General features: G+C 71.7%; 31 protein-coding genes. 9 read left to right on the top strand and 22 right to left on the bottom strand.

The window, feature by feature from the left end; all coding sequences use genetic code 11:
- Window positions 1–104 precede the first annotated feature (104 nt).
- Complete coding sequence (locus tag AAG827_RS09940; RefSeq protein WP_341925781.1) at window positions 105–1,271, top strand: histidine kinase; 1,167 nt, start codon at window positions 105–107, stop codon at window positions 1,269–1,271.
- Window positions 1,268–1,960 carry a response regulator transcription factor gene (locus tag AAG827_RS09935; protein WP_341925780.1) on the top strand — a complete coding sequence of 231 codons (693 nt, stop codon included), beginning with the start codon at window positions 1,268–1,270 and terminating at the stop codon, window positions 1,958–1,960. Before AAG827_RS09940 ends, AAG827_RS09935 begins: the two co-directional genes overlap by 4 nt.
- Here AAG827_RS09935 and AAG827_RS09930 read toward each other — a convergent pair.
- Together AAG827_RS09930 and murI are read right to left on the bottom strand one after the other, a co-directional pair.
- Entirely contained in the window at window positions 1,948–2,703 is a 756-nt protein-coding gene (locus tag AAG827_RS09930) for an MBL fold metallo-hydrolase (RefSeq protein ID WP_341925779.1), read from the bottom strand. The two genes, AAG827_RS09935 and AAG827_RS09930, sit on opposite strands and share 13 nt — an antisense overlap.
- Window positions 2,700–3,521, bottom strand: a complete 822-nt coding sequence (gene murI / locus AAG827_RS09925) for a glutamate racemase (RefSeq protein WP_341925778.1) — start codon at window positions 3,519–3,521, stop codon at window positions 2,700–2,702. Before murI ends, AAG827_RS09930 begins: the two co-directional genes overlap by 4 nt.
- Window positions 3,522–3,551: 30 nt before the next feature.
- On the opposite strand from murI, the gene AAG827_RS09920 reads away from it, so the two are divergent.
- Window positions 3,552–4,598 carry an alkaline phosphatase family protein gene (locus AAG827_RS09920; RefSeq protein ID WP_341925777.1) on the top strand — a complete coding sequence of 349 codons (1,047 nt, stop codon included), beginning with the start codon at window positions 3,552–3,554 and terminating at the stop codon, window positions 4,596–4,598.
- 20 nt (window positions 4,599–4,618) lie between these two features.
- Here the strand turns inward: AAG827_RS09920 and AAG827_RS09915 are convergent, their stop codons facing one another.
- The 8 genes from AAG827_RS09915 to clpS form a co-directional block, all read right to left on the bottom strand.
- On the bottom strand, window positions 4,619–5,716 hold the full coding sequence (locus AAG827_RS09915; protein ID WP_341925776.1) for a DUF3152 domain-containing protein: 1,098 nt from the start codon (window positions 5,714–5,716) through the stop codon (window positions 4,619–4,621).
- An 81-nt stretch (window positions 5,717–5,797) separates the two neighbouring features.
- A complete protein-coding gene (locus AAG827_RS09910) occupies window positions 5,798–6,745 on the bottom strand; it encodes a cysteine synthase (protein ID WP_341925775.1) in 948 nt (315 codons plus the stop codon).
- A 46-nt stretch (window positions 6,746–6,791) separates the two neighbouring features.
- Entirely contained in the window at window positions 6,792–7,346 is a 555-nt protein-coding gene (locus AAG827_RS09905; RefSeq protein ID WP_309649937.1) for an NYN domain-containing protein, read from the bottom strand.
- A 5-nt stretch (window positions 7,347–7,351) separates the two neighbouring features.
- Complete coding sequence (locus AAG827_RS09900) at window positions 7,352–7,624, bottom strand: MoaD/ThiS family protein (RefSeq protein WP_341925773.1); 273 nt, start codon at window positions 7,622–7,624, stop codon at window positions 7,352–7,354.
- A 23-nt stretch (window positions 7,625–7,647) separates the two neighbouring features.
- Window positions 7,648–8,082: a M67 family metallopeptidase gene (locus AAG827_RS09895; RefSeq protein ID WP_341925772.1), complete on the bottom strand. Its 435-nt coding sequence runs from the start codon at window positions 8,080–8,082 to the stop codon at window positions 7,648–7,650.
- Between the two features lie 43 nt (window positions 8,083–8,125).
- The gene (locus AAG827_RS09890) at window positions 8,126–8,626 is read right to left on the bottom strand and encodes a hypothetical protein (protein WP_341925770.1); all 501 of its coding nucleotides are present in this window, start codon (window positions 8,624–8,626) and stop codon (window positions 8,126–8,128) included.
- A gap of 28 nt (window positions 8,627–8,654) precedes the next feature.
- Window positions 8,655–9,239 (bottom strand): DUF2017 domain-containing protein, encoded by a 585-nt coding sequence (locus tag AAG827_RS09885; RefSeq protein ID WP_341925769.1) that lies wholly within the window; start codon window positions 9,237–9,239, stop codon window positions 8,655–8,657.
- Between the two features lie 5 nt (window positions 9,240–9,244).
- Window positions 9,245–9,553 carry an ATP-dependent Clp protease adapter ClpS gene (gene clpS, locus AAG827_RS09880; RefSeq protein ID WP_309649932.1) on the bottom strand — a complete coding sequence of 103 codons (309 nt, stop codon included), beginning with the start codon at window positions 9,551–9,553 and terminating at the stop codon, window positions 9,245–9,247.
- 68 nt (window positions 9,554–9,621) lie between these two features.
- Here clpS and AAG827_RS09875 point away from each other — a divergent pair, with 68 nt between their 5' ends.
- Window positions 9,622–10,398 carry an enoyl-CoA hydratase gene (locus tag AAG827_RS09875; RefSeq protein ID WP_341925768.1) on the top strand — a complete coding sequence of 259 codons (777 nt, stop codon included), beginning with the start codon at window positions 9,622–9,624 and terminating at the stop codon, window positions 10,396–10,398.
- Between the two features lie 40 nt (window positions 10,399–10,438).
- Window positions 10,439–11,695 (top strand): MFS transporter, encoded by a 1,257-nt coding sequence (locus tag AAG827_RS09870; RefSeq protein ID WP_341925766.1) that lies wholly within the window; start codon window positions 10,439–10,441, stop codon window positions 11,693–11,695.
- Here the strand turns inward: AAG827_RS09870 and AAG827_RS09865 are convergent.
- On the bottom strand, window positions 11,658–12,188 hold the full coding sequence (locus AAG827_RS09865; protein ID WP_341925765.1) for a DUF1697 domain-containing protein: 531 nt from the start codon (window positions 12,186–12,188) through the stop codon (window positions 11,658–11,660). The genes AAG827_RS09870 and AAG827_RS09865 overlap by 38 nt on opposite strands.
- 52 nt (window positions 12,189–12,240) lie before the next feature.
- On the opposite strand from AAG827_RS09865, the gene AAG827_RS09860 reads away from it, so the two are divergent.
- Window positions 12,241–12,894: a TetR/AcrR family transcriptional regulator gene (locus tag AAG827_RS09860; protein WP_341925764.1), complete on the top strand. Its 654-nt coding sequence runs from the start codon at window positions 12,241–12,243 to the stop codon at window positions 12,892–12,894.
- Window positions 12,895–12,904: 10 nt separating this feature from the next.
- Here the strand turns inward: AAG827_RS09860 and AAG827_RS09855 are convergent, their stop codons facing one another.
- The gene (locus AAG827_RS09855; protein WP_341925762.1) at window positions 12,905–13,741 is read right to left on the bottom strand and encodes an SDR family oxidoreductase; all 837 of its coding nucleotides are present in this window, start codon (window positions 13,739–13,741) and stop codon (window positions 12,905–12,907) included.
- Window positions 13,738–15,093, bottom strand: a complete 1,356-nt coding sequence (locus tag AAG827_RS09850) for a cytochrome P450 (protein WP_341925761.1) — start codon at window positions 15,091–15,093, stop codon at window positions 13,738–13,740. Before AAG827_RS09850 ends, AAG827_RS09855 begins: the two co-directional genes overlap by 4 nt.
- Window positions 15,094–15,166: 73 nt before the next feature.
- Here AAG827_RS09850 and AAG827_RS09845 point away from each other — a divergent pair, with 73 nt between their 5' ends.
- On the top strand, window positions 15,167–15,808 hold the full coding sequence (locus tag AAG827_RS09845) for a TetR/AcrR family transcriptional regulator (RefSeq protein WP_341925760.1): 642 nt from the start codon (window positions 15,167–15,169) through the stop codon (window positions 15,806–15,808).
- Between the two features lie 88 nt (window positions 15,809–15,896).
- Here the strand turns inward: AAG827_RS09845 and AAG827_RS09840 are convergent, their stop codons facing one another.
- Together AAG827_RS09840 and hppD are read right to left on the bottom strand one after the other, a co-directional pair.
- Entirely contained in the window at window positions 15,897–16,577 is a 681-nt protein-coding gene (locus AAG827_RS09840; RefSeq protein WP_341925759.1) for a hypothetical protein, read from the bottom strand.
- 60 nt (window positions 16,578–16,637) lie between these two features.
- A complete protein-coding gene (gene hppD, locus AAG827_RS09835) occupies window positions 16,638–17,855 on the bottom strand; it encodes a 4-hydroxyphenylpyruvate dioxygenase (RefSeq protein WP_341925758.1) in 1,218 nt (405 codons plus the stop codon).
- Window positions 17,856–17,936: 81 nt separating this feature from the next.
- On the opposite strand from hppD, the gene AAG827_RS09830 reads away from it, so the two are divergent.
- Complete coding sequence (locus AAG827_RS09830; protein ID WP_341925756.1) at window positions 17,937–18,413, top strand: Lrp/AsnC family transcriptional regulator; 477 nt, start codon at window positions 17,937–17,939, stop codon at window positions 18,411–18,413.
- Between the two features lie 40 nt (window positions 18,414–18,453).
- On the opposite strand, the gene AAG827_RS09825 is transcribed toward AAG827_RS09830, so the two are convergent.
- The 6 genes from AAG827_RS09825 to AAG827_RS09800 all read right to left on the bottom strand — a co-directional run bounded on the left by AAG827_RS09825 (window position 18,454) and on the right by AAG827_RS09800 (window position 23,031).
- A complete protein-coding gene (locus AAG827_RS09825) occupies window positions 18,454–19,089 on the bottom strand; it encodes a helix-turn-helix domain-containing protein (RefSeq protein ID WP_341925755.1) in 636 nt (211 codons plus the stop codon).
- 10 nt (window positions 19,090–19,099) lie between these two features.
- The gene (locus AAG827_RS09820) at window positions 19,100–20,797 is read right to left on the bottom strand and encodes a DEAD/DEAH box helicase (RefSeq protein WP_341925806.1); all 1,698 of its coding nucleotides are present in this window, start codon (window positions 20,795–20,797) and stop codon (window positions 19,100–19,102) included.
- Window positions 20,798–20,922: 125 nt separating this feature from the next.
- Window positions 20,923–21,171, bottom strand: coding sequence for a DUF3039 domain-containing protein (locus AAG827_RS09815; protein WP_309649939.1), 249 nt, complete (start codon window positions 21,169–21,171; stop codon window positions 20,923–20,925).
- Between the two features lie 52 nt (window positions 21,172–21,223).
- Window positions 21,224–21,778: a M23 family metallopeptidase gene (locus AAG827_RS09810; protein WP_341925754.1), complete on the bottom strand. Its 555-nt coding sequence runs from the start codon at window positions 21,776–21,778 to the stop codon at window positions 21,224–21,226.
- A 123-nt stretch (window positions 21,779–21,901) separates the two neighbouring features.
- The gene (locus AAG827_RS09805) at window positions 21,902–22,459 is read right to left on the bottom strand and encodes a YqgE/AlgH family protein (RefSeq protein WP_341925753.1); all 558 of its coding nucleotides are present in this window, start codon (window positions 22,457–22,459) and stop codon (window positions 21,902–21,904) included.
- A gap of 44 nt (window positions 22,460–22,503) precedes the next feature.
- Window positions 22,504–23,031, bottom strand: a complete 528-nt coding sequence (locus AAG827_RS09800) for a hypothetical protein (protein ID WP_341925752.1) — start codon at window positions 23,029–23,031, stop codon at window positions 22,504–22,506.
- A gap of 140 nt (window positions 23,032–23,171) precedes the next feature.
- On the opposite strand from AAG827_RS09800, the gene AAG827_RS09795 reads away from it, so the two are divergent.
- Complete coding sequence (locus AAG827_RS09795; protein ID WP_341925751.1) at window positions 23,172–23,879, top strand: TetR/AcrR family transcriptional regulator; 708 nt, start codon at window positions 23,172–23,174, stop codon at window positions 23,877–23,879.
- 3 nt (window positions 23,880–23,882) lie between these two features.
- On the opposite strand, the gene AAG827_RS09790 is transcribed toward AAG827_RS09795, so the two are convergent.
- The gene (locus tag AAG827_RS09790; protein ID WP_341925750.1) at window positions 23,883–24,890 is read right to left on the bottom strand and encodes a DUF3048 domain-containing protein; all 1,008 of its coding nucleotides are present in this window, start codon (window positions 24,888–24,890) and stop codon (window positions 23,883–23,885) included.
- Between the last annotated feature and the right edge of the window lie 74 nt (window positions 24,891–24,964).

Genomic DNA, 24,964 nt, shown 5'->3' with positions numbered 1-24,964 from the left:
GGTTCCCATCGGCCACGCGGAGGGGGTCGAGCAGACCTAAGTAGGGGGTACGCCGGGACCCCGGCAGCCTGCACGTGCTCCGCCGGTGGTCCTAACCTGCTCACGTGGACCACCCCTCCCCCGAGACCTACCAGCCGACGCTGAGCCGGTGGGGCCAGGCGTGGCGGGTCCTGCTGTGCCTGGGCATCAGTGCCCTCGTCTGGTCCGGCTACGCCGACCACCAGGCCTCGGACGTGCCGGTGCTGTTCTGGGTCGACCTCGTCGTGGGCGTGGCCGCCTACGTCCTCATGTTCTTCCGTCGGCGCTGGCCCCTGGCGATCGCGGTGGTCACCAACCTGATGGGGGCGGTGTCCGGGGTCGCGGCCGGCCCGGCGACGCTGACCTCGGTGTCGCTCGCGACCCGGCGTCGGCTCCCGCACGTGCTGCTCGTCGCCGTGCTCGCCCTGGGCGCCTCGACCCTCTACACCGAGACCCAACCCAACCCGACGTCCGAGCCCGCGTGGATCGAGTTCTTCTCGGCCGTGCTCGCCATCGCCGCCTCCATGGGCTGGGGCATGTTCATCGGCTCGCGCCGCGAGCTGCTGTGGACGCTGCGCAACCGGGCGGAGCGCGCCGAGGCCGAGCAGGACCTGCGGATCACCCAGGCCCGCGGCAACGAGCGGGCCCGCATCGCCCGGGAGATGCACGACGTGCTGGCGCACCGGATCTCCCAGATCTCGCTGCATGCCGGTGCGCTGAGCTTCCGCGAGGACCTGACCGCCGAGGAGGTCCGCACCAGTGCGAGCGTCATCCAGGCCAAGGCGCACGAGGCCCTCACCGACCTGCGCGGCGTGCTGGGAGTGCTGCGCGACGAGAGCGGCGAGCTGCTCGACACCCCGCAGCCGACGTACGCCGACCTCCCGGCGCTGCTGGACGAGGCCCGGTCGGCGGGCCTCAACGTCGAGTTCCACGACGACCTGCAGGCACTCGACCACGGGCCCGTGCCCGAGGTGGTCGGACGCACGGTCTACCGGATCATCCAGGAGGGCATGACCAACGCCCGCAAGCACGCCCCGGGCGCCCTGCTCACGATCGAGGTCGCGGGCTCCCCCGACGACGGCATCGACGTGCTCCTGCGCAACCCGCTCGGCTTCCGCTCGAGCGGCACTCCCGGCGCCGGCCTCGGCCTGGTCGGGCTCACGGAGCGGACCCAGCTGCGGGGCGGACGCCTGCACCACCGGCGCGACGGGTCGACGTTCGTGGTCCAGGCGTGGATACCGTGGGCGGCATGACGACCTCGACCGTGCGCGTCCTGATCGTCGACGACGACCCGCTGGTCCGCTCGGCGCTCACCCTGATGCTCGGCGGGCAGGACGACGTGGAGGTCGTCGGGGAGGCAGGCGACGGACGCGACGGGATCGACCTGGCCCGTCGCCTGGCGCCCGACGTGGTGCTGATGGACATCCGGATGCCCCGGCTCAACGGCCTCGAGGCAACCCAACTCCTGCACGAGGAGCCGGACCCGCCGCGGATCATCGTGCTGACGACCTTCGACGCCGACGACCACGTGCTCGGGGCCGTCGCCGCCGGGGCCGACGGCTTCCTGCTCAAGGACACCCCGCCGGCCCAGATCCTCGAGGCGATCCGCCGGGTCGCGGGCGGCGAGCCGATGCTGTCCGCCTCGGCGACGCGCACGCTCATCAACCGGGTCCGCGCCGAGTCCGGCGACGACCGCGCCAGCGAGGCCCGCGACCGGCTGGCACTGCTCACCGACCGCGAGCGCGAGGTGGCATTGGCCGTCGGAGGGGGGCTCAGCAACGCCGAGATAGCGCGGGCGCTCTTCCTCTCGGTGCCGACCGTCAAGGCCCACGTGTCACGGCTCTTCGAGAAGCTCGGCGTGACCAACCGGGTGCAGATCGCGATCTGCGTGCACGACGCGGGAGCGCTCGACGAGCCGCGCCCCGGCCCTCAGAGCTCGTAGACCGCCCCGGCGACGGCCAGATCGAGCGGGCCGTCGTAGACCGCGCGGGCCTCGTCGACGGCGGTCTGCGTGTCGAACCACGGCGGGACGTGGGTGAGCACCAGCCGGCGCGCACCGGCTCGGGTGGCGGCCTCACCGCAGTCGGTGCCGGTGAGGTGCAGGTGCGGCGGGTTGGTGTCCTGCGAGCGGAACGACGCCTCGGCCAGCAGCAGGTCGGCGTCGGTCGCCACGGTGTCGAGGCCCGCGCAGGGGCCGGTGTCGCCGCTGTAGCCGATCGCGCGACCGTCGGCCTCCACCCGCAGCCCGAAGGCGTCGACGGGGTGGTCGACCGGCACCGGGGTGATCGCGAAGGGACCCACCCGGAAGGGACCGTCGTAGACCCGGAAGTCGAACTCCTCGTGCATCCCCGGGTCCAGCGGCAGGCCGTAGGCGAGCGCCAGGCGGTCGGCCGTGCCCGACGGTCCCCAGACCTGGATCCGCGGCTGGGCGCCGGTGGGGTGGTACTTGCGCATCACGTAGTAGCCGCAGAGGTCCAGGCAGTGGTCGGCGTGCAGGTGGCTGACCAGCACCGCGTCGACGGTGAGCGGATCGACATAGCGGTGGAGCTGGCCCAGCGCCCCGTTGCCGAGCTCGAGCAGGAGCCGCCAGGTCCGACCGTCGTGATCGGCCTCGAGCAGGTAGCAGCTGGCCGCGGAGTCGGGGCCGGGGTAGGACCCGGAGCAGCCGACGACCGTCAGCCTCATGCCAGTCCTCCGGCGAACTGGCTGGCACTCACCATCTCGGGACCCAGGAAGCGGCGACCGATGGTCTCGAACTCGTCGGGCGACCCGGTCGTCACGAAGGTGTAGGTGGGCTCGCCGGTCGGGCGCATCAGCTCGGAGCGCACGAGCATCTTGTAGACGTCCTTGGCGCATTCCTCGGCACTGCTCACCAGCGTGACGTCGTCTCCCATCACGTAGGAGATGACACCGGTCAGGAGCGGGTAGTGCGTGCAGCCGAGGATCAGGGTGTCGACGCCCGCTCGGCTGAGCGGGTCGAGGTAGTCGTGGGCGACCGCGAGCAGCTCGTCACCGCCGGTCACCCCGGCCTCGACGAAGTCGACGAAGCGCGGGCACGCCTGGGTCGTCAGCTCGACCTGCGGGGCGGCGGCGAACGCGTCGTCGTAGGCCATCGACTCGGCGGTCGCCGCGGTGCAGATGACGCCGATGCGGCCCGAGCGGGTGGCCGCCACCGCGCGGCGGGTGGCGGGATAGATGACCTCGACCACCGGGACGTCGTACCTCTCGCGGGCGTCGCGGAGCATCGCCGCGCTGGCGGAGTTGCAGGCGATGACCAGCGCCTTGACGCCCTCCTCCACCAGGTGGTCGAGGCACTCGAGGGCATATTCACGGACCTCGCCGATCGGCTTGGGGCCGTAGGGCTGGCGGGCGGTGTCGCCGACGTAGCGGATCGACTCGTGCGGCAGCTGGTCGATGACCGAGCGGGCGACCGTCAGGCCGCCGAAGCCCGAGTCGAAGATGCCGATCGGGGCATCGAGGTCGACATCGCGGAGAGGCGGCACGACGAGCAAGCCTATCGGTAGGGTCGGAGCATGTCCCGGACCCTCACGATGCGTGCTCGCACCGCCGCCCTGTGCCTGGCGCCGCTCCTCGCGGCCACGGGCTGCGGGTCGATGCCAGCAGCCGAGACACCGACGACGGCACCCGCGCCTGTCACGACAGCCGCGGCACGCGCCTTCCCCGCGCAGGTGCTCGCGATCTCGATCGACGCCCTCAACCCCCGGGCCCTGACCAAGCTGGGCCGTGACTCCGTCCCCCACCTGTGGCGCCTGCTCGACGAGGGCGCCGGCACCCTCAACGCCCGCAGCGAGCTGGAGATGACGCTCACGCTGCCCAACCACACCGGCATGGTCACCGGACGACGCATCACCGCGAGCAAGGGCGGTCACGGCGTGACGTGGAACGACGACCGCCCCGGCACCACCGTCCAGGCGGCCGCGGGACACCCGGTGTCCTCGGTGTTCACCGTCGTCCACGAGGCCGGTGGCACGACCGCGCTCTTCTCGACCAAGACCAAGTTCAGCCTCTTCGACCGGTCGTGGCCCGTGGGTCTCGACCGCAGCCTGATCAAGGAGGAGCAGGACGCCGCCCTCGTCAAGGCCGCGCGGGCCGACCTCGTGCAGCGCGACCGGGCGTTCACCTTCCTCCACCTGGGCATCGCGGACCAGACCGGTCACGCCTCGGGCTTCATGTCGCCCGCCTACCTGCGCGCCGTGGAGACCGCCGACGCCCTGGTCGGGAAGATGCTGGCCGCCATCGACAACCACCCCGACCTCAGCGACGTGGTCGTCGTCCTGACCGCCGACCACGGCGGGTCGGGGGAGAGCCACTCGGACCCGACGAAGCTGGCCAACTACCGCGTGCCCTTCGTGGTCTGGGGGCCCGGGGTCGACCACGGAGACCTCTACGCGATGAACGCGACCTACACCGACCCGGGCAGCTCGAGGCCCGGTCTCACCGGACCCCAGCCGATCCGCAACGGCGACCTCGCCAACCTCTCGCTGGACCTCCTCGGGCTGGGCCCGGTGTCGGGCAGCCGCTTCGACGTGCGGCAACGGCTGGACGTCACCACCGACTGAGCGCACGGCTCCGGAGCGCGTCAGCCCAGCTCCCGCACCGTCGGCCACGGATTGAAGCGGCAGCCGTCGAGGCCCTTGCTCTGCTGCATCATCACCGGCGCGGGCCTGCCCCGCCCCGGACACCCGGCGTGATCCTTGCCGAGCCAGTGCCCGGTCTCGTGGTTGAGGACCATGTGGCGGTAGTCGCGCAGCGACCCGCCGGCCGCGTTCCACGGCGGCGTCGCCCTGTTCCACCGGGTCTGGTTGATGATCACGTAGCGACCCACCCGGCAGCTGTACGTGCTGCTGCAGCCCGAGGAGAAGCCCGGCACCGTGGATGCCTCGGCCAGGACGAGGGTGAACGAGCCGCGGCGCTCGACCCGGACGAACCGCACGCCCTTGCCGCGCCAGCCGCGGGGATCGTCGTACGTCTGCTGCGCGAGGCGCCTGAAGTCGCGCAGGCTCGTGGTGATCCGACCGCGCGTCTCGACGTGGTAGGTCACGGTGCGTCGCAGGTCCACGCGGTGCCCGACCCGGTCGGCGCGCGGAGAGGTCGCCGTGGCGGGGTGGTAGCCGGGGGCCTTGACACTGACCCGGACGCGCACGTGCCGCCCGACGTCGTCGGGGACGAAGGTGTAGCGCCGGCCCGTGGCGCCGTCGATCGGCCGAAGGCCGCGGAACCACTGGTACGTCGTCCGTCGCGGCGCGCTCGACCACCGGCCGGGATCGGCGCGCACGGTGCGACCGAAGCGGCTCGTCCCCACCACCGCGGGGGCTCGCTTCACCCGCAACGTCCCGCGTCCGACCACTGCCGTCTCGTCGGAGGCCGCGGTCGCGCTCGCCCCCTGGGCGTCGGTGGCGGTCGCGGCCACCGAGAGCCGGTGGCGCAGGTCCGCCGGGTCGACGCGGTAGGTCCGCGACGTGGCGCCGGCGATCGCGCGACCGTCCCGCAGCCACTGGAACGTCACCTCGACCTCGGCGGGGTCCCACCCACCTCGCCCGGCCTTCAGCGGCTCCCCCACGGTCGCCTGGCCGGTCACCTGGGGCGCCGACGTGCTCACGGGCTCACCCTCCGCCCTCGCCGGCGCGGCGAACGAGAGCACGGCGCACAGGGCGAGGACGAGACCGCGAGTCAGCACCGCGTCACGATAGCCCGGCTCCTCGCTGGTCGAGCCCGAGGAGCGCCAGCGACGAGGCGTCGAGACCCCAGGCGAACGGGACTAAGCCCAGAGCTGGCCCTCGAGGCGGTCCTCGGCCTCGTCGATGGTGCCTTCGTAGGCGCCGGTGGAGAGGTACTTCCAGCCGCCGTCGCAGACGATGAAGGCGATGTCGGCGGACTCGCCGGCCTTGACGGCCTTGGCGGCCTGGCCCAGCGCCGCGTGCAGGATGGCGCCGGTGGAGATGCCGGCGAAGATGCCCTCGAGCTCGAGGAGCTCACGCACGCGGCGGACGGCGTCGCGCGGGCCGACGGAGAAGCGCGAGTCGATCAGCGAGGCGTCGTAGAGCTCGGGGACGAAGCCCTCGTCGAGGTTGCGCAGGCCGTAGACGAGCTCACCGTAGCGGGGCTCGGCGGCGACGATCTTGACCTCGGGCTTGGCCGTGCGGAAGTAGCGGCTGACGCCCATGAGCGTGCCGGTGGTGCCGAGACCGGCGACGAAGTGGGTGATGCCGGGAAGGTCGGCGAGGAGCTCGGGGCCGGTGCCCTGCTCGTGGGAGAGCGCGTTGGCGGCGTTGCCGTACTGGTAGAGCATCACCCAGTCGGGGTGCTCGGAGGCGACCTGCTTGGCGACCCGCACGGCCTCGTTGGAGCCTCCGGCGGCGGGCGAGGAGATGATCTCGGCGCCCCACATGCGCAGCAGCTGGCGACGCTCCTCGGAGGTGTTCTCCGGCATGACGCAGACGATCCGGTAGCCCTTGAGCTTGGCGGCCATGGCCAGCGAGATACCGGTGTTGCCGGAGGTCGGCTCGAGGATGGTGCACCCGGGGCGCAGCGTGCCGTCCTTCTCCGCCTCCTCGATCATCTTCAGCGCGGGGCGGTCCTTGATCGAGCCGGTCGGGTTGCGGTCCTCGAGCTTGGCCCACAGCCGCACGTCGGGGCTCGGCGACAGCCGTGGGAGGCCGATGAGCGGCGTGTTGCCGACCGAGGCCAGCAGGTTGTCGTAGCGCATGGTTATCAGGATGCCATTCGGTCGGGAGGGGCCAGCCGGAGCCGGCTCAGCGCAGGTAGCGCTCGGGGTCGAAGTCGTCCAGGTCGATGATGCGCACGCGCGGCAGCGGGACGTTGAACGCGCGGACGTCGTCCTCGAGGTCGTGGATCTTGATGTCCAGGTCGCTGAACTGGATGCTGACGTATTCGTGCAGACCGACGATGCCGATGCGGCGCTCGGTCCCGAGCAGCCGCTCCATGTGGGGCGCGAAGTCGGCGTCGTGGCTGACCAGCATCACGTCGTCGTCGTGGCCGATCAGCGCGTCGAGCGTGCGCTGGATGCCGACGTCGACGACCTTCTCGTCGCTGCGCCCGGCGAGCGGGATCGGGCGGTAGTCCATGGCCAGCAGGGCCTGGATGAAGCTGCTGGGCAGCTGGCCGTTGGAGGCGTTGAGGAAGAACAGCCCGACGACGGGCTGCCCCCAGATCGCCTCGGCGTACTGGGTGACCCGCTCCCAGCGCGGGCGCTCCTCGGGCAGCGGTCGGCGCCCGAGGAGGGAGTTGCCGAGCGTGGCGTCGATGTTCTCGCCGTCGACGAGGACGAACGTGCGCCGGCCCGACATGGCGGTCAGCCCCCGGCGACCGCGGGGAGGACGACGACCTGGTCACCGTCGCTGAGCGTGGCCTCGAGCCCACCCATGAAGCGGACGTCCTCGTCGTTGATGTAGACGTTGACGAAGCGGCGCAGGTCGCCGTCCTGGATGAGGCGCTCCTTGATGCCGGGGTGGCTGGCCTCGAGGTCGTCGATCAGGGCGCTCAGGCTCGCGCCGTCGCCACTGACGGCCTTCTCGCCGCCGGTGTAGGTGCGCAGGATGGTCGGGATCCGGACCTCGATGGCCATGTGTAGAACTCCTAGGTCGATGCTCAGTCGGTGCTCAGCTGGGCGACGACGGTGACCTCTTCCTCGGTCACCACGCCGTCGATGATTCTGTAGGACCTGAACTCCACAGGGCCCTCGTTATTCCCGTGCTCACGTGTGCTGACCAGCACGTAGTGCGCGTTGGGCTCCTGCGCGAGGCCGATGTCGGTGCGACTCGGGTAGGCCTCGGTGGCCGTGTGGGAGTGGTAGATCACGACGGGTTCCTCGTCGTTCGCATCCATCTGCTTGTAGAGCTGGAGCAGGTCGGTGGAGTCGAACTCGTAGAACGTGGGGCTGCCCGCCGCGTTGACCATCTCGACCAGCCGCTCCGGACGGTCGCTGCCCTCGGGGCCGGCGACGATGCCGCAGGCCTCGTCGGGGTGGTCGCGCTTGGCGTGCGCGACGATGCCGTCGTGGGTCGCCTGGTCGATGGTCAGCACGGCTCCAGCCTAGGGCGTCGGCCCGCAGCGGCCCCGGGCGGTCTCAGCCCTTCTTCTTCGTCGCGCAGTCGAAGGAGGCGACGACCTGGACGGTCTCGCCCTGGACGTTGAACGCCTCCGCGTCGATCTCGGCGACCTTGCCGTTGGGGCGGATGTCCAGACCGGTCGCGTTGCCCGGCTGGGTCGCGAAGACCTGCGTGCCGTCGTAGAAGTTGACCGACGGCGGGAAGTCCTCGCCCTTGGCGTACGCCGTGACCGTCTGCTTGCCGTCGGCCGTCAGGTAGACCGCACTCGGCCCGGCCTCCTCGCCCCGCACCGTCGCCTTGCCCTCCCACGACGCCTCGACCGTGCCCGTCACGGACACCGTGGCCCGGCAGCCGCGCTCCTCCCCCGGCACCTGCGTCTCCTCCTCCGCGGGGGCGTCGGTCGCCTGCGAGGCGGCGTCGCCGGCGGGGGCGTCGCTCTCGGAGGAGTCGTCACCGCTGCACGCGGTGAGGGCCGCGGTCAGGGCCAGTGCGGTGAGCAGCAGTCGTGGGGAGCGCATGGCGCCGAGTCAATCATCCGGCGATCGCTCAGCGGCTGAGGGCCCCGACGATCGTCTCCTGGAGGTAGCCGACCCACTCGTAGATGTCGTGGGCCTGGGAGCGGGGGTCCTCGTCGGGCAGGGACGCCCAGAAGGCCTCGTCGCCGTCCTCGATCTCGAGGCGCGTCGCCAGCGCGAGCCGCAGGTCGGTGAAGGAGCGCATCCAGGTCACGGCCGTGGGCTCGTCGAGCTCGACGTCGATCATCAGCCCGTCCTCGGTGAGCTGCTCGGGCAGCCCGGCCTCCTCGAGGGTGTCGATGATCGTGATGGCGGCGGCGGCCTTGCCGTCACGCAGACCGCCCTCGGTGAAGCGACGGAACTCCGACGCCGCCTCGTCGTCCTGGGGGTAGGCGGTGGGGAACAACCGGGCGAGGACCGGGTCCTCCGGCTCGGTCGTCGGCCCGGAGAAGTCCATCATCGCCTCGAAGGGGTCCTGGTCCTCGCGCGGGACGGCCGCCTCGTTGCGCAGCAGCTCGACCAGCTGGGAGGCCAGGGACCGCAGCAGGTCGGCCTCGAAGCCGGTGAAGTTGGCGATGATGCGCTTGCTGCGCCGGTGTCGTGCGAAGCCGCTCAAGCCGCTCAGTCCGCCTTCTGGAGCGTCGCCCACAGGCCGTACTCGTGCATGGCCTGCACGTCGCGCTCCATCTCCTCGCGCGACCCGGTGCTGACCACGGAGCGGCCGTCCTCGTGCACCTCCATCATCAGCTTCTCGGCCTTCTTCTTGGCGTAGCCGAAGTGGGTCTGGAAGACGTAGGTGACGTAGGACATCAGGTTGACCGGGTCGTTCCAGACGATGGTCACCCAGGGTGTGGCCAGGACCGTGACCTCGTCGGGGACGAGGTCCTTCTCGGTGTCTGGCTCGACCTCGACAGGACTAGGAGCGGACACGGCTCCATGGTGGCACATCGCCACGCGCGTCCCACGACTCTCCCCGGGCACGCCGGTAGCCTGCCCGCATGACCGACCCGGAGCTCGACGTACGGCTCGAGGGTGGCGCCCTGTGGCTCACCCTCAACCGGCCCGAGGTGTTCAACGCGCTCAGTCCGCAGATGGCCGTCGACATCGCCCGGCTCACCGAGGAGGCGGTCGCGCGCGACGAGGTCCGCGTCGTGGTCCTCACCGGGACCGGCGCAGCCTTCAGCACCGGTGCCGACATCTCCGGCGCCGACGCCCACGAGAACTTCGACGTGCGCGCGCTCGACGCGGCCAACCGGATCATCCGGGCGATCGTGGCGCTCGACAAGCCGGTCGTCGCTGCTGTCAACGGCATCGCGGCCGGCGTCGGCTGCTCGGCCGCGCTGGCGGCGGACATCATCGTGGCCGCCGAGTCCGCCAGCTTCCTGCTGGCCTTCGCCCGGATCGGGCTGATGCCCGACGGCGGGGCGTCGGCGACCGTCGCCGCGTCGATCGGGCGGGCGCGGGCGATGCGCATGGGCCTGCTCGCGGAGCCGCTCACCGCGCAGGAGGCGTACGACGCCGGCCTGGTCACCCACGTCGTCTCGGACGCCGACTTCGCCACGACGGTGGACAAGGTCGTCGGCCGGCTCGCGGCCGGGCCGCCGCTCGCCTTCGCGGCCACCAAGCGGGCGATCAACGCGGCGACCCTCCACCAGCTCGAGGACGCCCTGGAGCGCGAGCGCACCGGGCAGAGCCTGCTGCTGCGGACCACCGACGTCGCCGAGGGCATGCGTGCCTTCGGCGAGCGCCGGCGGCCCGTCTTCACGGGCGAGTGAGGAGCGGATCCGCGGCGCTCGGCCCGACCGGGACGCCGTCGTGATCAGGAGCGACGCGCTCGCGCCGCTGCGCGAGCGCAACTTCCGGTGGTACGCCGCCTCCCGGCTCGTCAACATGGCCGGCGGCACGATGGCGAGCGTCGCACTGGCGTTCGCGGTGCTCGAGGTCAGCGACTCCCCCAGCGCGCTCGGCACGGTCCTGGCGGCGATCAGCATCCCGATGGTGGTCTTCCTGCTGGCCGGCGGCGTCGTCGCCGACCGCTTCGGCCGGACGCTGGTCATCCAGGCCTCCAACGTGGTGGCCGGCCTCAGCCAGCTCGCCATCGCCGTGCTCGTGCTCAGCGGTCACGCCCGAATCTGGCAGCTGGTGGTGCTCGCCGCCCTCATCGGGACGGCGTCGGCGCTCAGCTTCCCCGCGCTCGCCAGCGTGATGCCGCAGCTGGTGCCGCGCGAGCAGCTCCAGCAGGCCAACGTGCTGATGTCGATGATGCGTGGCGCGCTGACGGTCATCGGCCCGTCGGTCGCGGGCATCCTGGTCGTGACCGTCGGTCCGGGCTGGGCGCTCGTGGTCGACGGCGTGTCCTACCTCGGCGCCGCCCTGCTGCTCCTTCCCGTGCACATCCCACGTCGCGAGCGTGGGACCGAGACGCCGGGCATGCTCGCGGAGCTGCGCGAGGGCTGGACGGTCTTCCGTGGCACGACCTGGCTCTGGGTCGTCGTCGCCTCCTTCGCTGTCCTCAACGCGATCCACTCGGGCGCCATCACGACGCTGGGACCGGTGCTCGCGAAACAGAGCGACATCGGCGAGCGAGGCTGGGGCCTGATCCTGTCCGCGGAGGCGATCGGCCTGCTGCTGATGACCTTCGTGATGATCCGGGTGCGTCTGGAGCGCCCGCTGCTCTGGGGCATGCTCGGCGTCGGCCTGCTCGGCGCGCCGATGCTGATGCTCGGCCTCTATCCCCAGACCCTGGCGGTGATGGCGGTGGCCCTGCTGGCCGGCGCCGGGGTCGAGGTCTTCAACCTGGGCTGGAACCTCGCGATGCAGGAGAACGTGCCCGACGAGATGCTCTCGCGCGCCTACTCCTACGACGCGCTCGGCTCGTTCGTCGCCATCCCCGTCGGCCAGCTGCTCTTCGGGCCGCTCGGCGCGGCGTTCGGCATCCAGCGGGTGATCCTGGTGGGCGGCATCGCCTACGTCGGCATCGCCCTGCTGACGCTGGCCTCGCGCTCGGTGCGCACCCTGCCGAGGGCGAGCGGCATCAGCACCACTTCTGCACCAGCGCCCGCAGGACCGTGAGGTTGCGGTTGGTGGCCACGCCGAGGTGCTTCTCGACGACGGCGTTGCTCAGCGTGGCCTCGTGATAGCTCTCCCCCAGCACGAGGTGCACGCCGCGGCCCGCGACGTGGACGCGCTCGTCCGGGGTGGAGCGCGCCTCGAGGGCGGCGGCGACCGAGGCTTCCGGCTCGTCCTTGAGCAGGGAGACGTAGTGGCGACCGGCGTGGTCGGGAGCCAGCCTCGCCGCCTCCTCGACGACCGCCCGGAGCTCGGCCGGGGTGAGGACGATCGTGGGCACCTCGAAGCCGCGGTCGGCGAGGTAGGACTGCTCGAGCGCCGCCTCGATCCGCGTCCGTGAGCGCATCGGGGTCTCGACGCGCACGTTGCCGGTGTTGATGTGCGTCGCGACGCCGGTGAAGCCGGCCGCCTCGGTCGCCGCGGCGATGGCGTCCTGGGGGAACTTCCGCTTCGCGCCGAGGTTGATCGCCCGGAGGAAAGCCACGTAGGTCGCCATGGGCCCGATGATGCCAGCGTCTCGCCATCACCTCGGCGTCTACGCTCACACCATGTCGACGGAGACCGACGGCCGCTCCTCCCGCTGGGACGCCCACCGCGAGGAGCGCCGCACCGAGCTGATCGCGGCCGCCGTGCGCGCCATCGACGAGCAGGGTCCCGAGGTCAACATGACCGACATCGCCGGCGCGGCCGGGGTGAGCAAGCCGGTGCTCTACCGCTACTTCGCCGACAAGGACGAGCTGCACGCCGCGGTGGGCCAGTGGGGTGCCGACGAGGTCCTGGCCGGTGTCGTGCCCGCGCTCCTCGTCGACGCCCCCGTGCGCACCCGCATCGAGGCGGCCGTCGACGCCTACCTGCGCGTCATCGAGGAGCACCCCCAGGTGTTCTTCCTGCTGGTGCGCCACCGAGCCAGCGGCGACGGTGCTGCGGGCGATCCTCTCGCCGACGGCAAGGCGCGCATCGCGGCGACGCTGAGCCGCTTCCTCTCCGAGACGATGCGCGGCCTGGGGGTCGATCCCGGGGGCGCCGAGCCGTGGGCGCAGGGCATCGTCGGACTCGGTCTCGCCACCGGTGAGTGGTGGCTGGAGAAGCGGACGATGCCCCGCGCCGCGATCAGCGGCTACCTCAGCGCCTTCGTCTGGCACTCCCTCGAGGGGCCGGCCACGGAGCTCGGCGTGCCCCTCTCGGCGCTCGACGTGTCCTGATCGACCGGCGTCAGGCCGAGCCGCGCACCCGTGCCTCGTAGGCCGCGCGGGCACCCTGGTCGGCCTCGGCCAGCGCGGAGTCGGCCTTGAACGCATGGGCGATGGCCTCCTGGGCACCGCGCGGGAGCAGCTGGCTGACCTTGGTCAGGCCCTGGGACCAGCGCGGCACCCAGAGCTCGGGCTTGGGCTTGCGCACGGCCTGCTCGATGACCTTGGCGACGTCGTCAGCGGTGACGGGACGGACCCCGCGCGTGGCCGGGACACCGGCGGAGAGCTCGGTGAGCACGACGGTCGGCAGCACCACGGTCACGTCGATCCCGTGCGGACGCAGCTCGGCGCGCGTGGCCTCGCTGAAGCCCACGGCGGCGAACTTCGAGGCGGAGTACGTCGCCCCGTCGGCCAGCGCCAGCCGCCCGACGGCAGACGCGACGTTGACCACGTGACCGCTGCCGCGCTCGATCATGCCCGGCACGACCGCCTTGGTGCCGTTGATGACCCCGTGCAGGTTGATGTCGACGATGCGGCGGGTCACCGCGTCGGGCTCCTTGAGCACCGAGCCGAGCGGCATGATCCCGGCGTTGTTGACCAGCACGTCGATCGGCCCGGCCTCGGCGGTCTCGGCGAGGAACTCCTGCCACGACGCCGGGTCCGTCACGTCCAGCCGGGCCGCGGTGACCCGGTCGTCGTAGGTGTCGGCGACCTGCTGGGCCAGGGCGAGGTCGAGGTCGCCGATGACCACCGTGGCCCCTTGGCGGGCGAAGCGGTCGACGGTGGCCTGACCGATGCCGCGGGCGCCGCCGGTCACGACGAGGGTGAGGGCGGAGAGGTCGACGGGCGTGCGCTTCATGCGGAGGTCCTTGCGTGGTAGGGGTGCAGCTCGATGGGGAGACCGTCCGCGGGGAACGGCAGCGAGTGGTAGTCGAGAGGGGCGCGGTAGTCGGGGTCGATGCGCCACTCGAAGCGGCGCAGCAGCTGGTGCAGGATCAGCGACACCTCCGCGCCGGCGAAGGCCATGCCGAGGCACTTGTGCACCCCGCCGCCGAACGGCTCCCAGGCGTAGCGGTGCGACTTGTCCTCGCGCCGGTGCTCGGCGAACCGCTCGGGGTCGAAACGGTCGGGGTCGGTCCAGAGCTCGGGCAGGTGGTGCGAGAGGTGCACCATCACCGCGGTCAGCCGGCCCTGCGGGATCGCGACACCGAGCACCTCGGTGTCCTTGACGGTGCGCCGTGCCAGCGCCGGCACCGGCGGCACCAGGCGCAGGCTCTCCTTGATCACCAGGTCGAGCGAGGTCAGCGACTCCAGCTCGGCGAAGGTCGGGTGCTCGGGGAGCGCCAACGACTCCTCGCGGCAGCGCTGCTGCCACTCGGGGTGCTGGCCGAGGTGCTGCAGGGCCGTGGTGACCGTGATCGTCGAGGTGTCGTGGGCGGCCATCAGCAGGAAGATCATGTGGTTGACGACGTCGTCGTCGCTGAACGTGTCGCCGTCGTCGGTGCGCAGGTGGCACAGCACCGAGAAGAGGTCGCCGCCCTCGGTCGCCCGCTTGGCGGGCAGGTGGCGACGCAGGAAGTCCTCGAGCAGCCGGCGACCCCGGTGGGCCCGGCGCCAGCGGTTGCCCGGGAGGTCCAGCCGGACCAGCGCACCGCCTGCCTGGACGCAGGCGATGAACGCGTCGTTGAGCGCGTCGAGCTCGGCGTCGTCGGCCAGGTCGGCGCCCCCCATGAAGATCTGGGTGGCGAGGTCGAGGGTGAGCTCCTTCAGCGCCGGGTAGGCCAGGAACGGCTCCCGGTTGTCCGCTGCGCCCTTCGCTTCCCACGCGTCCAGGCCGCGGCCGATCGCCGGCGCCAGCTGCTCGACGTACCCCTCGATGCGGGGGCGGGTGAAGGCCTGCTGGAGGAGCAGGCGGTGGCGGTGGTGCTCGGCGAAGTCGAGCAGCATCAGGCCCCGGTCGAAGAAGGGGCCGACCAGGAAGCCCCAGCCGGGTCCGTTGGCGAAGGCCTTGTCGGCGTTGCGCAGGGCGGCCTCGCAGGCATCGGGACCGGTCAGCAGCGTCCACCTCAGGCCCATCATCCGTCGCTCCGTGACGGGCCCGAGCGCGTGCTGACGACGCATGAAGCCGAGCGGGTCGGAGACGTAGGCGAGGGTGTGCCCCACCAGGGGGATGCGGGACAGGACATGCGGGGCGATCGATGGTCGGAGCACGACCTCACCTCGGTTCGCTGGACATCTGACAGGGACGTCTGTCAGTTTTGTCCCCGACGAGAAGGAGTGTCAAGTGGTCCAGCCAGATCAGCAGGATCCGCCCGGTCGGCCCTACGGCGGGCGCAGCAAGGCCGAGCGTGCCGCCGAGCGCCGCGAGCGGCTCGTCGCCGCCACCATCGCGCTGCTGGGCACCCAGGGCGAGGCGCGCACCACGATGACGGCCGTCTGCGCGGAGGCCGGGCTGACCGAGCGCTACTTCTACGAGAGCTTCCGGGGGCGCGACGAGGCACTCACGGCCGCGCTGGACGCGGTGTCCACCGAGATCGCGGACGCGGCGCTGGCCGCGGTCCGGGCCAGCGACGGCTCACCCCAGGCCCGCGTGCGCGCGGCGCTCGGCGCGGTCGTCGACGTGCTGTCCACGGACCCCGCCAAGGGCCGCCTCCTCACCCGGGAGTCCAGCGCCAACGCGGCCCTGCGTGCTCGCCGGCAGGCCTTGGTCGGCTGGTTCGCCGACTTCGTGGCGACCCAGTCCTCCAGCCTGTTCGGCGACCAGGCGTGGAGCGGCGCGAGGGCCGGCCACCACGCGATCGTCTTCGTGGCCGGCTATGCCGAGCTGGTCGGCTCCTGGCTCGACGGCGACGTGGCGCTCGACCGGGACCAGGTCGTCGACCTGGGTGCCGACCTGCTGGCGGCCGTCGTACGCCGTCCGACCTGAGGGCCCGGCGCGGCCGGGGAGGTCCGGACGTGGAACGACGCCGCCCTGGAGGAGCAGGACGGCGTCGTTCGCGGAGGGAGCGGTCAGGTCAGCTGGGGACCTTGACGGTGATCTTGGCGACGCCGACCAGGAGCTGGTCGGTCACCGCGTCGGTGCCGAAGGTGTCGTTGAGCAGGCCCGCGGCCACGTCGGAGATGAAGACCTTGGTGCCCTCGAGGATGGCGGTGTCGCCCTCCGTCTGCAGGTCCTTCAGCGTGCTGCCGTTGAGGCGGAACAGGTAGGCCGAGGTCGCCGCGACGTCGCCGTTGACGACCACGTCGCCGTAGACGCGGGAGACGCCCGGGTCGACGTTGAAGTTGCGCAGCTCGACGGTGGTGCCGCCGGCCTTCAGCGACAGGCCCGAGGACTCGTGCTGGATCTGGCCGACGACGTAGTTGGGGACCTCGCCGGGCGTGAAGACCGAGACGTTGCCGCCGGTGATCGGGAAGATCAGCGAGCCGTCGGTCAGCTTGGCGCTGCCGAGCACGCCCGGGGTGAGCTTGAGGGAGGTGAGCGCGTCGGTGAAGCCGGTGTCGAGCTTAATGGCCGTGGTCTCGCCACCCTTGAGGTCGACGATCTCGGCGACGGGGGTGGGCGCGTTGCCACTGCCGGCCTCGTCCTCGCCACAGGCGGCGAGGGGGGCGGCCAGGAGCAGGAGACCCGCGATTCCGGCGATGGTCTTGCGGCTGGGCTTGTGGGTGCGCATGGGGTTCCAATCGGTGGGGAGCATGTGCCTGGTCTTCGGCACCAGGCGCTCACCGGATTGGTCCGGCGGTCCAGACCGGGGTCCCTAGAGGTTGCCGCGGGCGTCCTGCTCGCGCTCGATCGCCTCGAAGAGCGCCTTGAAGTTGCCCTTGCCGAACCCGAGGGAGCCGTGGCGCTCGATGAACTCGAAGAAGACCGTGGGCCGGTCGCCCATGGGCTTGGTGAAGATCTGGAGGAGATAGCCGTCCTCGTCGCGGTCGACGAGGATCTTGCGCTTCTTGAGCTCCTCGATCGGCACCCGGACCTCGCCGATGCGCGCACGCAGCTCGGGGTCGTCGTAGTAGGAGTCGGGGGTCTCGAGGAACTCGATGCCGTTGTCGCGCAGTATGTCGACCGAGCGCAGGATGTCGTTGGTCGCCAGGGCGATGTGCTGGCAGCCGGCACCGGCGTAGAACTCGAGGTACTCGTCGATCTGCGACTTCTTCTTCGCGACCGCCGGCTCGTTGAGGGGGAACTTCACGCGGTGGTTGCCGCTGGCCACGACCTTGGACATGAGCGCGGAGTAGTCGGTGGCGATGTCGTCGCCGATGAACTCCGCCATGTTCGTGAAGCCCATGACCTTGTTGTAGAACGTCACCCACTCGTCCATGTGACCGATCTCGACGTTGCCGACGCAGTGGTCGACGGCCTGGAAGAGCCGCTTGGGGTGACCCTCGCGCCGCGTGACGGTCGTCGCGCGCGCGACGTAGCCGGGCAGGTAGGGCCCCGTGTAGCGGCTGCGGTCGACCAGCGTGTGCCGGGTCTCGCCGTAGGTCGCGATGGCGGCGATGCGCACCGTGCCGTGCTCGTCGGTCACGTCGTGCGGCTCCTCGAGGATCGTCGCACCGACGGACCGGGCGTGGTCGATGCAGCGGTCGACGTCGGGCACCTCCAGGGCCAGGTCGACGACACCGTCGCCGTGGCGGCGGTGGTGCTCGAGGACGGGACTGTCGGGCGTCACTCCCCCGGTGAAGACGAAGCGGGCGCTGCCCGAGCGCAGGACGAAGGACTTGGAGTCGCGGGTGCCGGTCTCCGGTCCGCGGTAGGCCTCGAGCTCCATCCCCAGCGCGAGCTGGTAGAAGGTCGCGGTCTGCGTGGCGTTGCCCACGACGAAGCAGACCGCGTCCATGGCGGTCACCGGGAAGACGTCGGCGCTGGCGTCGTACTCCACGAGGCCCACGAGCTCCTTGAGCTGCTCGAGGGTGAGGTCGGCCTTGAGCTCGTCGGCGGTCAGGGCACCGCCGGTCGATTGCGTCGTCGTCATGGCGTCAGCGTGTCGACGCACGACAGTGTGTGCAACACTGGCACGGATTTCTGCACAACCTGTCCAGTTCTGGAGGTCCTGGTGGACGATCTCGACCGCAGAGTGATCGACCTCTTCGCCGAGGAGCCCCGCGTCGGGGTCCTCGAGGCCTCGCGCCGGCTCGGTGTCGCCCGCGGCACCGTGCAGGCCCGCCTCGACAAGCTCAGCTCCTCGGGTGTCATCACCGGCTGGGGCCCGGACCTGTCCCCCGAGGCCCTCGGCTATCCCGTCACGGGGTTCCTGACCCTCGAGATCCGCCAGGACGCCGGCGACGCGATCACCCACGAGGGCGCGCACGACGCGGTCGGGCGTCACCTCGCCGCGATCGCCGAGGTGCTGGAGGCGCACACCATCACCGGCTCGGGCGACATGTGGGTGCGCGTCGTCGCCCGCTCCAACGCCGACCTCCAGCGGGTCATCGACCGGGTGCTCGACGACGAGCGGGTCGAGCGCTGCTCGACGGTGATCGCCCTGGCCGAGCAGGTGCCGTTCCGCACGCTGCCGCTGGCTCGGGCCTAGCTGGCTTCGAGCCGGGTCGCGCCCGGCCGGGTCTCCCCGGTCAGCGCAGCCGCTCGGCGATCTGCGCCGCCGCTGCGGCGACCCGGGGCCCGAGCACCGTCGCATCCAGGTCGCCCAACGTCACGACACCGACGCTCGCCTCGAGACCGCCGACCCCGAGCACCGGGGCCGCGAGCCCCCGGGCTCCGGCCTGCAGCTCCCCCGAGGTCAGGACGTACGGCGCCGGGTCGACCTCGCGTCCCAGCAGGATCGCCTTGCCGGCGGCACCGCTGCTGAGGGGGTGTCGCGACCCGACGCGGTAGCCCACGTGGAAGTCCGTCCACGAGGGCTCGACCACCGCGAGGGCCACCGCCTCCTCGCCCTCGGTGACCGTGAGGTGGGCCGTGCAGCCGACGCCCTCCGCGAGCTCGCGGAGCACCGGCACCGCGACGTCGCGCACGAGCGGGTGGACGGCCGAGGCGAGGTGCAGCAGACCGAGGCCCACGTGCAGGCGCCCGCGGGCGTCGCGGCGCAGGAACGCGTGCTGCTCGAGGGTGGTGACGAGCCGGTAGACCACCGTGCGGTTGACCTCGAGCCGCCCCGAGAGCTCGGTGATCGTCAGACCCCCGGGTGACGACGCGAGCACCTCGAGCACGCGCAGGCCCCGGTCGAGGGTCTGCGACGTCTCGGTGGGCATGCCCGCGAGTCTAGGAGGACTTGCGGGCGGCCCACTCGCGGATGCGGTCGATGCGCAGGTGCAGCTGCTCGGCGTTGGCCACGGCCGCCGCCGGCCCGCCGCACTCCTTGCGCAGCGCGGCGTGGGTGATCCCGTGGGCCTTGCCGGTGCGGTGGTGCCAGGCGGCGACCAGCCCGTTGAGCTCGCGGCGCAGCACCGCGAGCTGCTCGTGCGTGGAGACCTCGGCGACGGTGTCGGGCTCCGGCGTGGCGCTCTTCTGCTTCTTGGCGCGGTCGCTCTGGCGCTGCTGGAGCAGCTCGCGCATCTGGCCCGGCTCGAGCAGGCCGGGGATGCCGAGGAAGTCCATCTCCTCGTCGGACCCGACGTGGACCTCGCCGGCGTGGCCGAACTCACCGCCGTCGTAGAGGACCCGGTCGAAGCGCGCCTCGGAGCCGAGCGCCTCGAAGGGCAGGCCCTCGTCGTCGCCCTCGCTCTGGGTGGCCTCGGCGGCCGCCATCAGCTCCTTCTCGGCGGCGAAGATGTCGCCCTCGTCGCTGACCTTGCGGCCCAGGACGTGGTCGCGCTCGACCTCCATCTCGGAGGCGAAGCCGAGCAGGGCGGGGACCGACGGCACGAACACCGAGGCGCTCTCGCCGCGGGAGCGCGCCCGGACGAACCGACCGACAGCCTGGGCGAAGAACAGCGGCGTCGAGGTGGTCGTGGCGTAGACACCGACGGCCAGGCGGGGCACGTCGACGCCCTCGGAGACCATCCGCACCGCGACCATCCACCGTGCCTGGCTGGTGGAGAACTCCGAGATCTTCTTCGACGCCGCCTTCTCGTCGGAGAGCACCACGACCGGCGCCTCGCCGCTGATGCGCCGCAGCACCTTGGCATAGGCGCGCGCGGACTCCTGGTCGGTGCAGATGACCAGCCCGCCGGCGTCGGGCACGTGGCGACGCACCTCCGAGAGGCGACGGTCGGCGGCCTCGAGCACCGAGGGGATCCAGGACCCGGCCGGGTCGAGCGCCGTGCGCAGCGCCTGGGAGGTCAGGTCCTTGGTGAGCGGCTCGCCGAGCCGGGCGACGATCTCGTCGCCGGCGCGCGTGCGCCACTGCATCTCGCCGGAGTAGGCGAGGAAGAGCACCGGCCGCACGACGTGGTCGGCCAGGGCCTGGGCATAGCCGTAGGTGTAGTCGGCGAGCGATCGCGGGATGCCGTCGTCGCCCGGTGCGTAGGTGACGAACGGGATCGGGTTGACGTCGGAGCGGAACGGCGTGCCGGTCAGCGCCACGCGCCGGGCGGCGGGCTGGAAGGCCTCACGCACGCCCTCACCCCAGGACAGGGCGTCACCGGCGTGGTGCACCTCGTCGAGGATGACCAGGGTCTTGAAGCGCTCCGTGCGGATGCGCATCGCGAGCGGGTTGACCGCGACCCCGGCGTAGGTGACCGCGACGCCGAGGAAGTCGCTGGAGATCTTGCCCTTGCCGGCGGAGTACGTCGGGTCGATGGGGATGCCCGCCTTGGCAGCCGCCTCCGCCCACTGGAGCTTGAGGTGCTCGGTCGGGGCGACCACGACGACCCGGTCGACGATCCGGCGACCGATCAGCTCCGCAGCCAGGGACAGCGCGAAGGTCGTCTTGCCGGCGCCGGGCGTGGCCACCGCGAGGTAGTCGCGTGGCATCCGGGTGAGGTAGTCGCGCATCGCAGCGGTCTGCCACGCGCGCAGCGAGGGTGCCGTGCCCCAGGCCGCGCGGTCCGGCCAGGCAGGCGTGAGCCCGGGGGCGAGCCCGGCGTCGAGGCCGGTGTCGGGACCGTGCGGAGGCGAGGCGGCGGCAGACTGGTCGCCGCCGGTCACTCCTTGTCGTCCTTGAGGTTCTCCCAGACGTCCTTGCAGTCGGGGCACACGGGGAACTTCTCGGGTGCGCGACTGGGGACCCAGACCTTGCCGCAGAGCGCGACGACGGGGGTGCCCATCACCATCGCCTCGGTGAGCTTCTCCTTCTCGACGAAGTGCGAGAAGCGCTCGTGGTCACCCTCGTCGGTCGGGACCGTGCGACGGTCCTGCTCGACGCCTGCGTCCGTGGTGGTCGAGAAGCCGATGGTGGTCACGGCTCCAACTCTACGACGACTTCGGGTCCCAGGTCAGATCGACTCACACCCGGCGACCGTGAGCGGCCAGTGCCTGCTGGGGATCGACGGGAGCACCGCCGGCCGGACGGACCTCGAGGTGCAGGTGGGGGCCGGTGACGTTGCCCGTGGACCCCACCAGGCCGATCACCTGACCGGCACCGACCCGGTCGCCGACGGCGACGTGCTGCTCGGACTGGTGGCAGAACCACAGCTGCGTGCCGTCGCGCAGGGCGAGGACGGTCTTGTAGCCGTAAGCCCCGTCGTACGACACGGAGGTGACGACGCCGGGAGCGACGGCGCGGATCGGGGCACCCTCCGGCGCCGCGAAGTCGAGCCCGGTGTGGCGCGAGGCCCACAGCGGGTCGGAGGCGCCGAAGCGGCCCGTCAGGCGGTAGTCCGCCACGGGCGCGACCCAGGGCCGCGGCTCGAGTCGCTCCCCCTCGCGCACGAGGAGGGGCGCGACCTGCGGCGTCGCGGGACCGTGGGCCACGGCGTCGGAGGGCGTCGCCTGCAGCGCTCCGGCAGAAGCTGCGGCCACGGTCAGGGCCATCGCGGCCAGTCGATGTCGGGTGGGCATCGATCCAGTGAGGCAGAGGCGCCGGAGCGGACTCAAATCCCCAGGCGGGCCCGGATGACGGGGGTCACATGGTCACGAGCGGCCGCACGCTCAGGACGGTAAAGCCACGCGAGGCAGATCACGTCAGTTGAGGTCGGGGTCCGCCGGGCGCGTCGAGTGCCACGCCAGGTCGCCCGGCTGGCGGCGCAGGACGTCACGCCACAGGTCGCTGGGGTCATCGCGGAAGATGTCGTCGGCCCGCGCAGGCACGACGTACCAGCTGCCCTCCTCGATCTCGCCGGCGAGCTGGTCGGCACCCCAGCCGGCGTATCCGGCGAAGATCCGCATCTCCGCCACGCTGCCCTCGAGCAGCTCGACCGGGGTGTCGAGGTCGACCAGGCCGAGCTGTCCGGTCACCTCGCGGAAGCCCACCGGTGCGGCGATGGCGGCTCGCAGGAGCGCGACGGCCAGGGCGCCCTCGGTGCCGACCGGGCCACCCTGGAAGAGCACCTCGGGCTCGGCCACGACGTCGCGCCACGGCTCGAGCACCTCGGCCACCGGCAGCCCCGAGGGGCGGTTGAGCACCACGCCCAGGGCGCCGCTGTCGTCCACGTCGAGCATCAGGACGACCGTCGAGGCGAAGTTGGGGTCCAGCAGGGCAGGCGTGGCCACGAGCAGCATCCCTGCCTGCACGTCGGTCACCTCGCCATCATGCACCAGCCCCGGCTGCGCCGGGTGGTCGACCGTCAGGCCGCGACGACCGCCTTGAGCCGCTCGAGGAGGCTGGGGCGGGCGGGGTGCAGGACCACGGCGGGCGCGCCGCGGTGACGCAGGCGGGCCGCCTCCTCGAGGCAGGCACCGACGCTGGCCGAGGTGGGGTCGCCGACGCTGGAGCGTCCGGCCATCACGGCCAGCATCACGTGCTCCTTGCCGGTCGCCTTCGTCATGGCGGTGGCCATGGCGTCGTCGAGGGGCTCGGCGCGGTAGTGGTCAAGGACCAGGCGGATGCCGGGCAGCCTGTCGGCGGTCTCGCCCCAGGCGCGCTCGATGGCGTCGTCGAGGTCCATCGGCTGGTCGGCGAGTGCGCGCTCGATGGCGCCGGCCAGGCGGGTGTGCCACTTCAGCTGGAGGGCGGCGAGCAGGGTGAGCTCGTCGCCGAAGGAGTCGGCGACACCCTCGAGGTCCATCGGGAGGATGCCGTCGCGGCGCGCGTCGACGGTCGTGGTGACGAGGCGGAGGAGCTCGCCCCGGTTGTGAAAGGTCGTCCAGGTCATGGTCAGGCCTCTTCTGTGTGTCTGCGGCACTCACATACTGCGAGTACGTACCCAGAGTATGGAGCCGACCGTCGGTATTCCAAGCGCGCGGCGGGTGATCCTGACCACCAGTGCCGACCGTCACACCTATGCTTCGTCCAATGAGCAAGTCCTCGGTCTCCAAGCTCGTCCCCAAGGTGCCCAGCGTCCCGGGCGCCAGCAGGCGCGCCGCCTACTCCGCCTCGACCAAGCGCGCCCTGATCGACGTCGCCGAGCAGCTGTTCACCGATCACGGCTACGCCGCGGCGTCGCTGGACCAGATCGTCGCGGGCGCGCAGGTCACCAAGGGCGCGCTCTACCACCACTTCAGCGGCAAGCAGGCACTGTTCGAGGCCGTCTTCGAGCGCGTCGAGAGCGACGCCTCGAAAGCGGTCAAGAAGGCGCTCAAGGGCCACCGGGCCGACCCGTGGGAGAAGGCCCTGGCAGGGCTGCGCGCGTTCCTCGAGGTGGTCCAGGAGCCGCGCTACCGGCGGATCGTGATCCAGGAGGGACCCGCGGTGCTCGGCTACGAGCGCTACCGCGAGCAGGAGGAGCGCTCGACGTTCGCCAACGTGCTCGAGATCGTCAAGTCGGTGCTGACGGCAGGCGACTGGGAGCTCGACGAGGAGATGCAGCAGACCTTCGCGCGGATCTTCTTCGGGGCGATGTCGTCGGCCGGCGAGGCCGTCTCCAGCGCCGACGACCCGATCGCGGCCGCCGTGCGCGTGGAGACCGCGATCGGCTTCATCCTCTCGGGCTTCCAGGTGCTCGTCGAGAACGACGTCACCTTGCCCAACGCCTTCACCGAGGGTGACGCGGCGACGTCCTAGCGCTCACCGCGTGAACGTGACGTCCCCGCCGTCGCGCGGCACCAGCTCGATCCAGACCCGGCCGGCGGGCACGGTGAGCGGACCGGCCTGCGTCGACAGCTCGATCGGGGCCTTCAAGGAGCTCTTGGACCAGGTGCCCCGCACGAGGCGCCCGTCGTGGAAGAGCATCGCGTCGCCCTTGCCCTCGAAGATCGTCTCGGGCACCGGGTTGCCGGCCGGGTCGCGGTAGCCCGCGTCGCCGACCTCGACCCGGAGCGCGAGCACGGTGTCGGCCGGGAAGCGGTCGCCCTCGGCGGCGAAGGAGTTGTCGTTGACGTAGCCACCGTCGCGGAACGACCAGGTCGTCGTGTGGCCGCCGGAGAAGCTCGCGGAGATCTCGGTGGCCGGCTGCCCCGCGGGCAGGTCCTCCGGGTCGCCCCAGGGGAGGTAGTCCTGGGGTCGCTCGGCGCCCTGCTGGATGAGGGAGGCGGTGTCGGCGAGGTTGGTGAAGAGGTTGTAGGGCGCCGACCGGCTGCTCTCGCGGTAGAACCCCTTGGCGCCCTCGGCGAAGAACGTGATGCCGGCGTCCTTGATGCGGCTGATGGTCACCGGGGCAGCGCCGCTGGTGACCATGGCGGCCCCGACCGGGCTGACGATGCCGATGTCGCTGGCGCGCATCGACCGCACGGGGCCGACGTCGCCGGGCACCTGCGAGTAGTAGAACGCCGCCAGGCGGGTCACCCCGCCCTCGACGAGCTCCTCCACGACCAGGTCGGCCTCACCGAGCCCGACCTGGGGAGCGCTGGAGGGCGTGTTGTCCATCTTCAGCACGAGCACCGGGTGCTTCTGCTCGGCGTTCTTTCCGTCGGCGACCTCGAGGCCGGTCAGGGGCCAGGTCTGGGGCTCCTCGGCGGCCGCGCCGGCCTGCGCCTCAGGGGTGTCGCTCGCGGGACTCTTCTCGTCGCCCCCGCACGCGGCGAGGACGAGGCTCCCGGTGACGAGGACGGTGGCGAGCAGGCGGGTTGAGCGCACGGTGGAACTCCCTACGTGTAGCAATTCACTCGACTTCAAGTGTGCGGGCGCCGAGGTCCCCGCGGGGGGACCTC

Source organism: Nocardioides psychrotolerans, assembly GCF_943371775.1.
In the GTDB taxonomy this organism is placed as follows: domain Bacteria; phylum Actinomycetota; class Actinomycetes; order Propionibacteriales; family Nocardioidaceae; genus Nocardioides; species Nocardioides psychrotolerans_A.
Note: the sequence above shows the minus strand (reverse complement) of the source record. Positions and strands in the feature narration are given on the sequence as shown.

Coding starts and splice junctions, on each gene's coding strand:
- AAG827_RS09900 (WP_341925773.1), bottom strand. CDS start 7,624: ATGGCCATCGAGGTCCGGATCCCGACCATCCTGCGCACCTACACCGGC.
- AAG827_RS09840 (WP_341925759.1), bottom strand. CDS start 16,577: ATGCTCCCCACCGATTGGAACCCCATGCGCACCCACAAGCCCAGCCGC.
- AAG827_RS09930 (WP_341925779.1), bottom strand. CDS start 2,703: ATGAGGCTGACGGTCGTCGGCTGCTCCGGGTCCTACCCCGGCCCCGAC.
- AAG827_RS09865 (WP_341925765.1), bottom strand. CDS start 12,188: ATGGCGACCTACGTGGCTTTCCTCCGGGCGATCAACCTCGGCGCGAAG.
- AAG827_RS09800 (WP_341925752.1), bottom strand. CDS start 23,031: ATGACCTGGACGACCTTTCACAACCGGGGCGAGCTCCTCCGCCTCGTC.
- AAG827_RS09890 (WP_341925770.1), bottom strand. CDS start 8,626: ATGCGCTCCCCACGACTGCTGCTCACCGCACTGGCCCTGACCGCGGCC.
- AAG827_RS09905 (WP_309649937.1), bottom strand. CDS start 7,346: ATGTCGGGCCGGCGCACGTTCGTCCTCGTCGACGGCGAGAACATCGAC.
- AAG827_RS09935 (WP_341925780.1), top strand. CDS start 1,268: ATGACGACCTCGACCGTGCGCGTCCTGATCGTCGACGACGACCCGCTG.
- AAG827_RS09860 (WP_341925764.1), top strand. CDS start 12,241: ATGTCGACGGAGACCGACGGCCGCTCCTCCCGCTGGGACGCCCACCGC.
- AAG827_RS09920 (WP_341925777.1), top strand. CDS start 3,552: ATGTCCCGGACCCTCACGATGCGTGCTCGCACCGCCGCCCTGTGCCTG.
- AAG827_RS09855 (WP_341925762.1), bottom strand. CDS start 13,741: ATGAAGCGCACGCCCGTCGACCTCTCCGCCCTCACCCTCGTCGTGACC.
- hppD (WP_341925758.1), bottom strand. CDS start 17,855: ATGACGACGACGCAATCGACCGGCGGTGCCCTGACCGCCGACGAGCTC.
- AAG827_RS09875 (WP_341925768.1), top strand. CDS start 9,622: ATGACCGACCCGGAGCTCGACGTACGGCTCGAGGGTGGCGCCCTGTGG.
- AAG827_RS09810 (WP_341925754.1), bottom strand. CDS start 21,778: ATGCCCACCCGACATCGACTGGCCGCGATGGCCCTGACCGTGGCCGCA.
- AAG827_RS09795 (WP_341925751.1), top strand. CDS start 23,172: ATGAGCAAGTCCTCGGTCTCCAAGCTCGTCCCCAAGGTGCCCAGCGTC.
- AAG827_RS09825 (WP_341925755.1), bottom strand. CDS start 19,089: ATGCCCACCGAGACGTCGCAGACCCTCGACCGGGGCCTGCGCGTGCTC.
- AAG827_RS09910 (WP_341925775.1), bottom strand. CDS start 6,745: ATGCGCTACGACAACCTGCTGGCCTCGGTCGGCAACACGCCGCTCATC.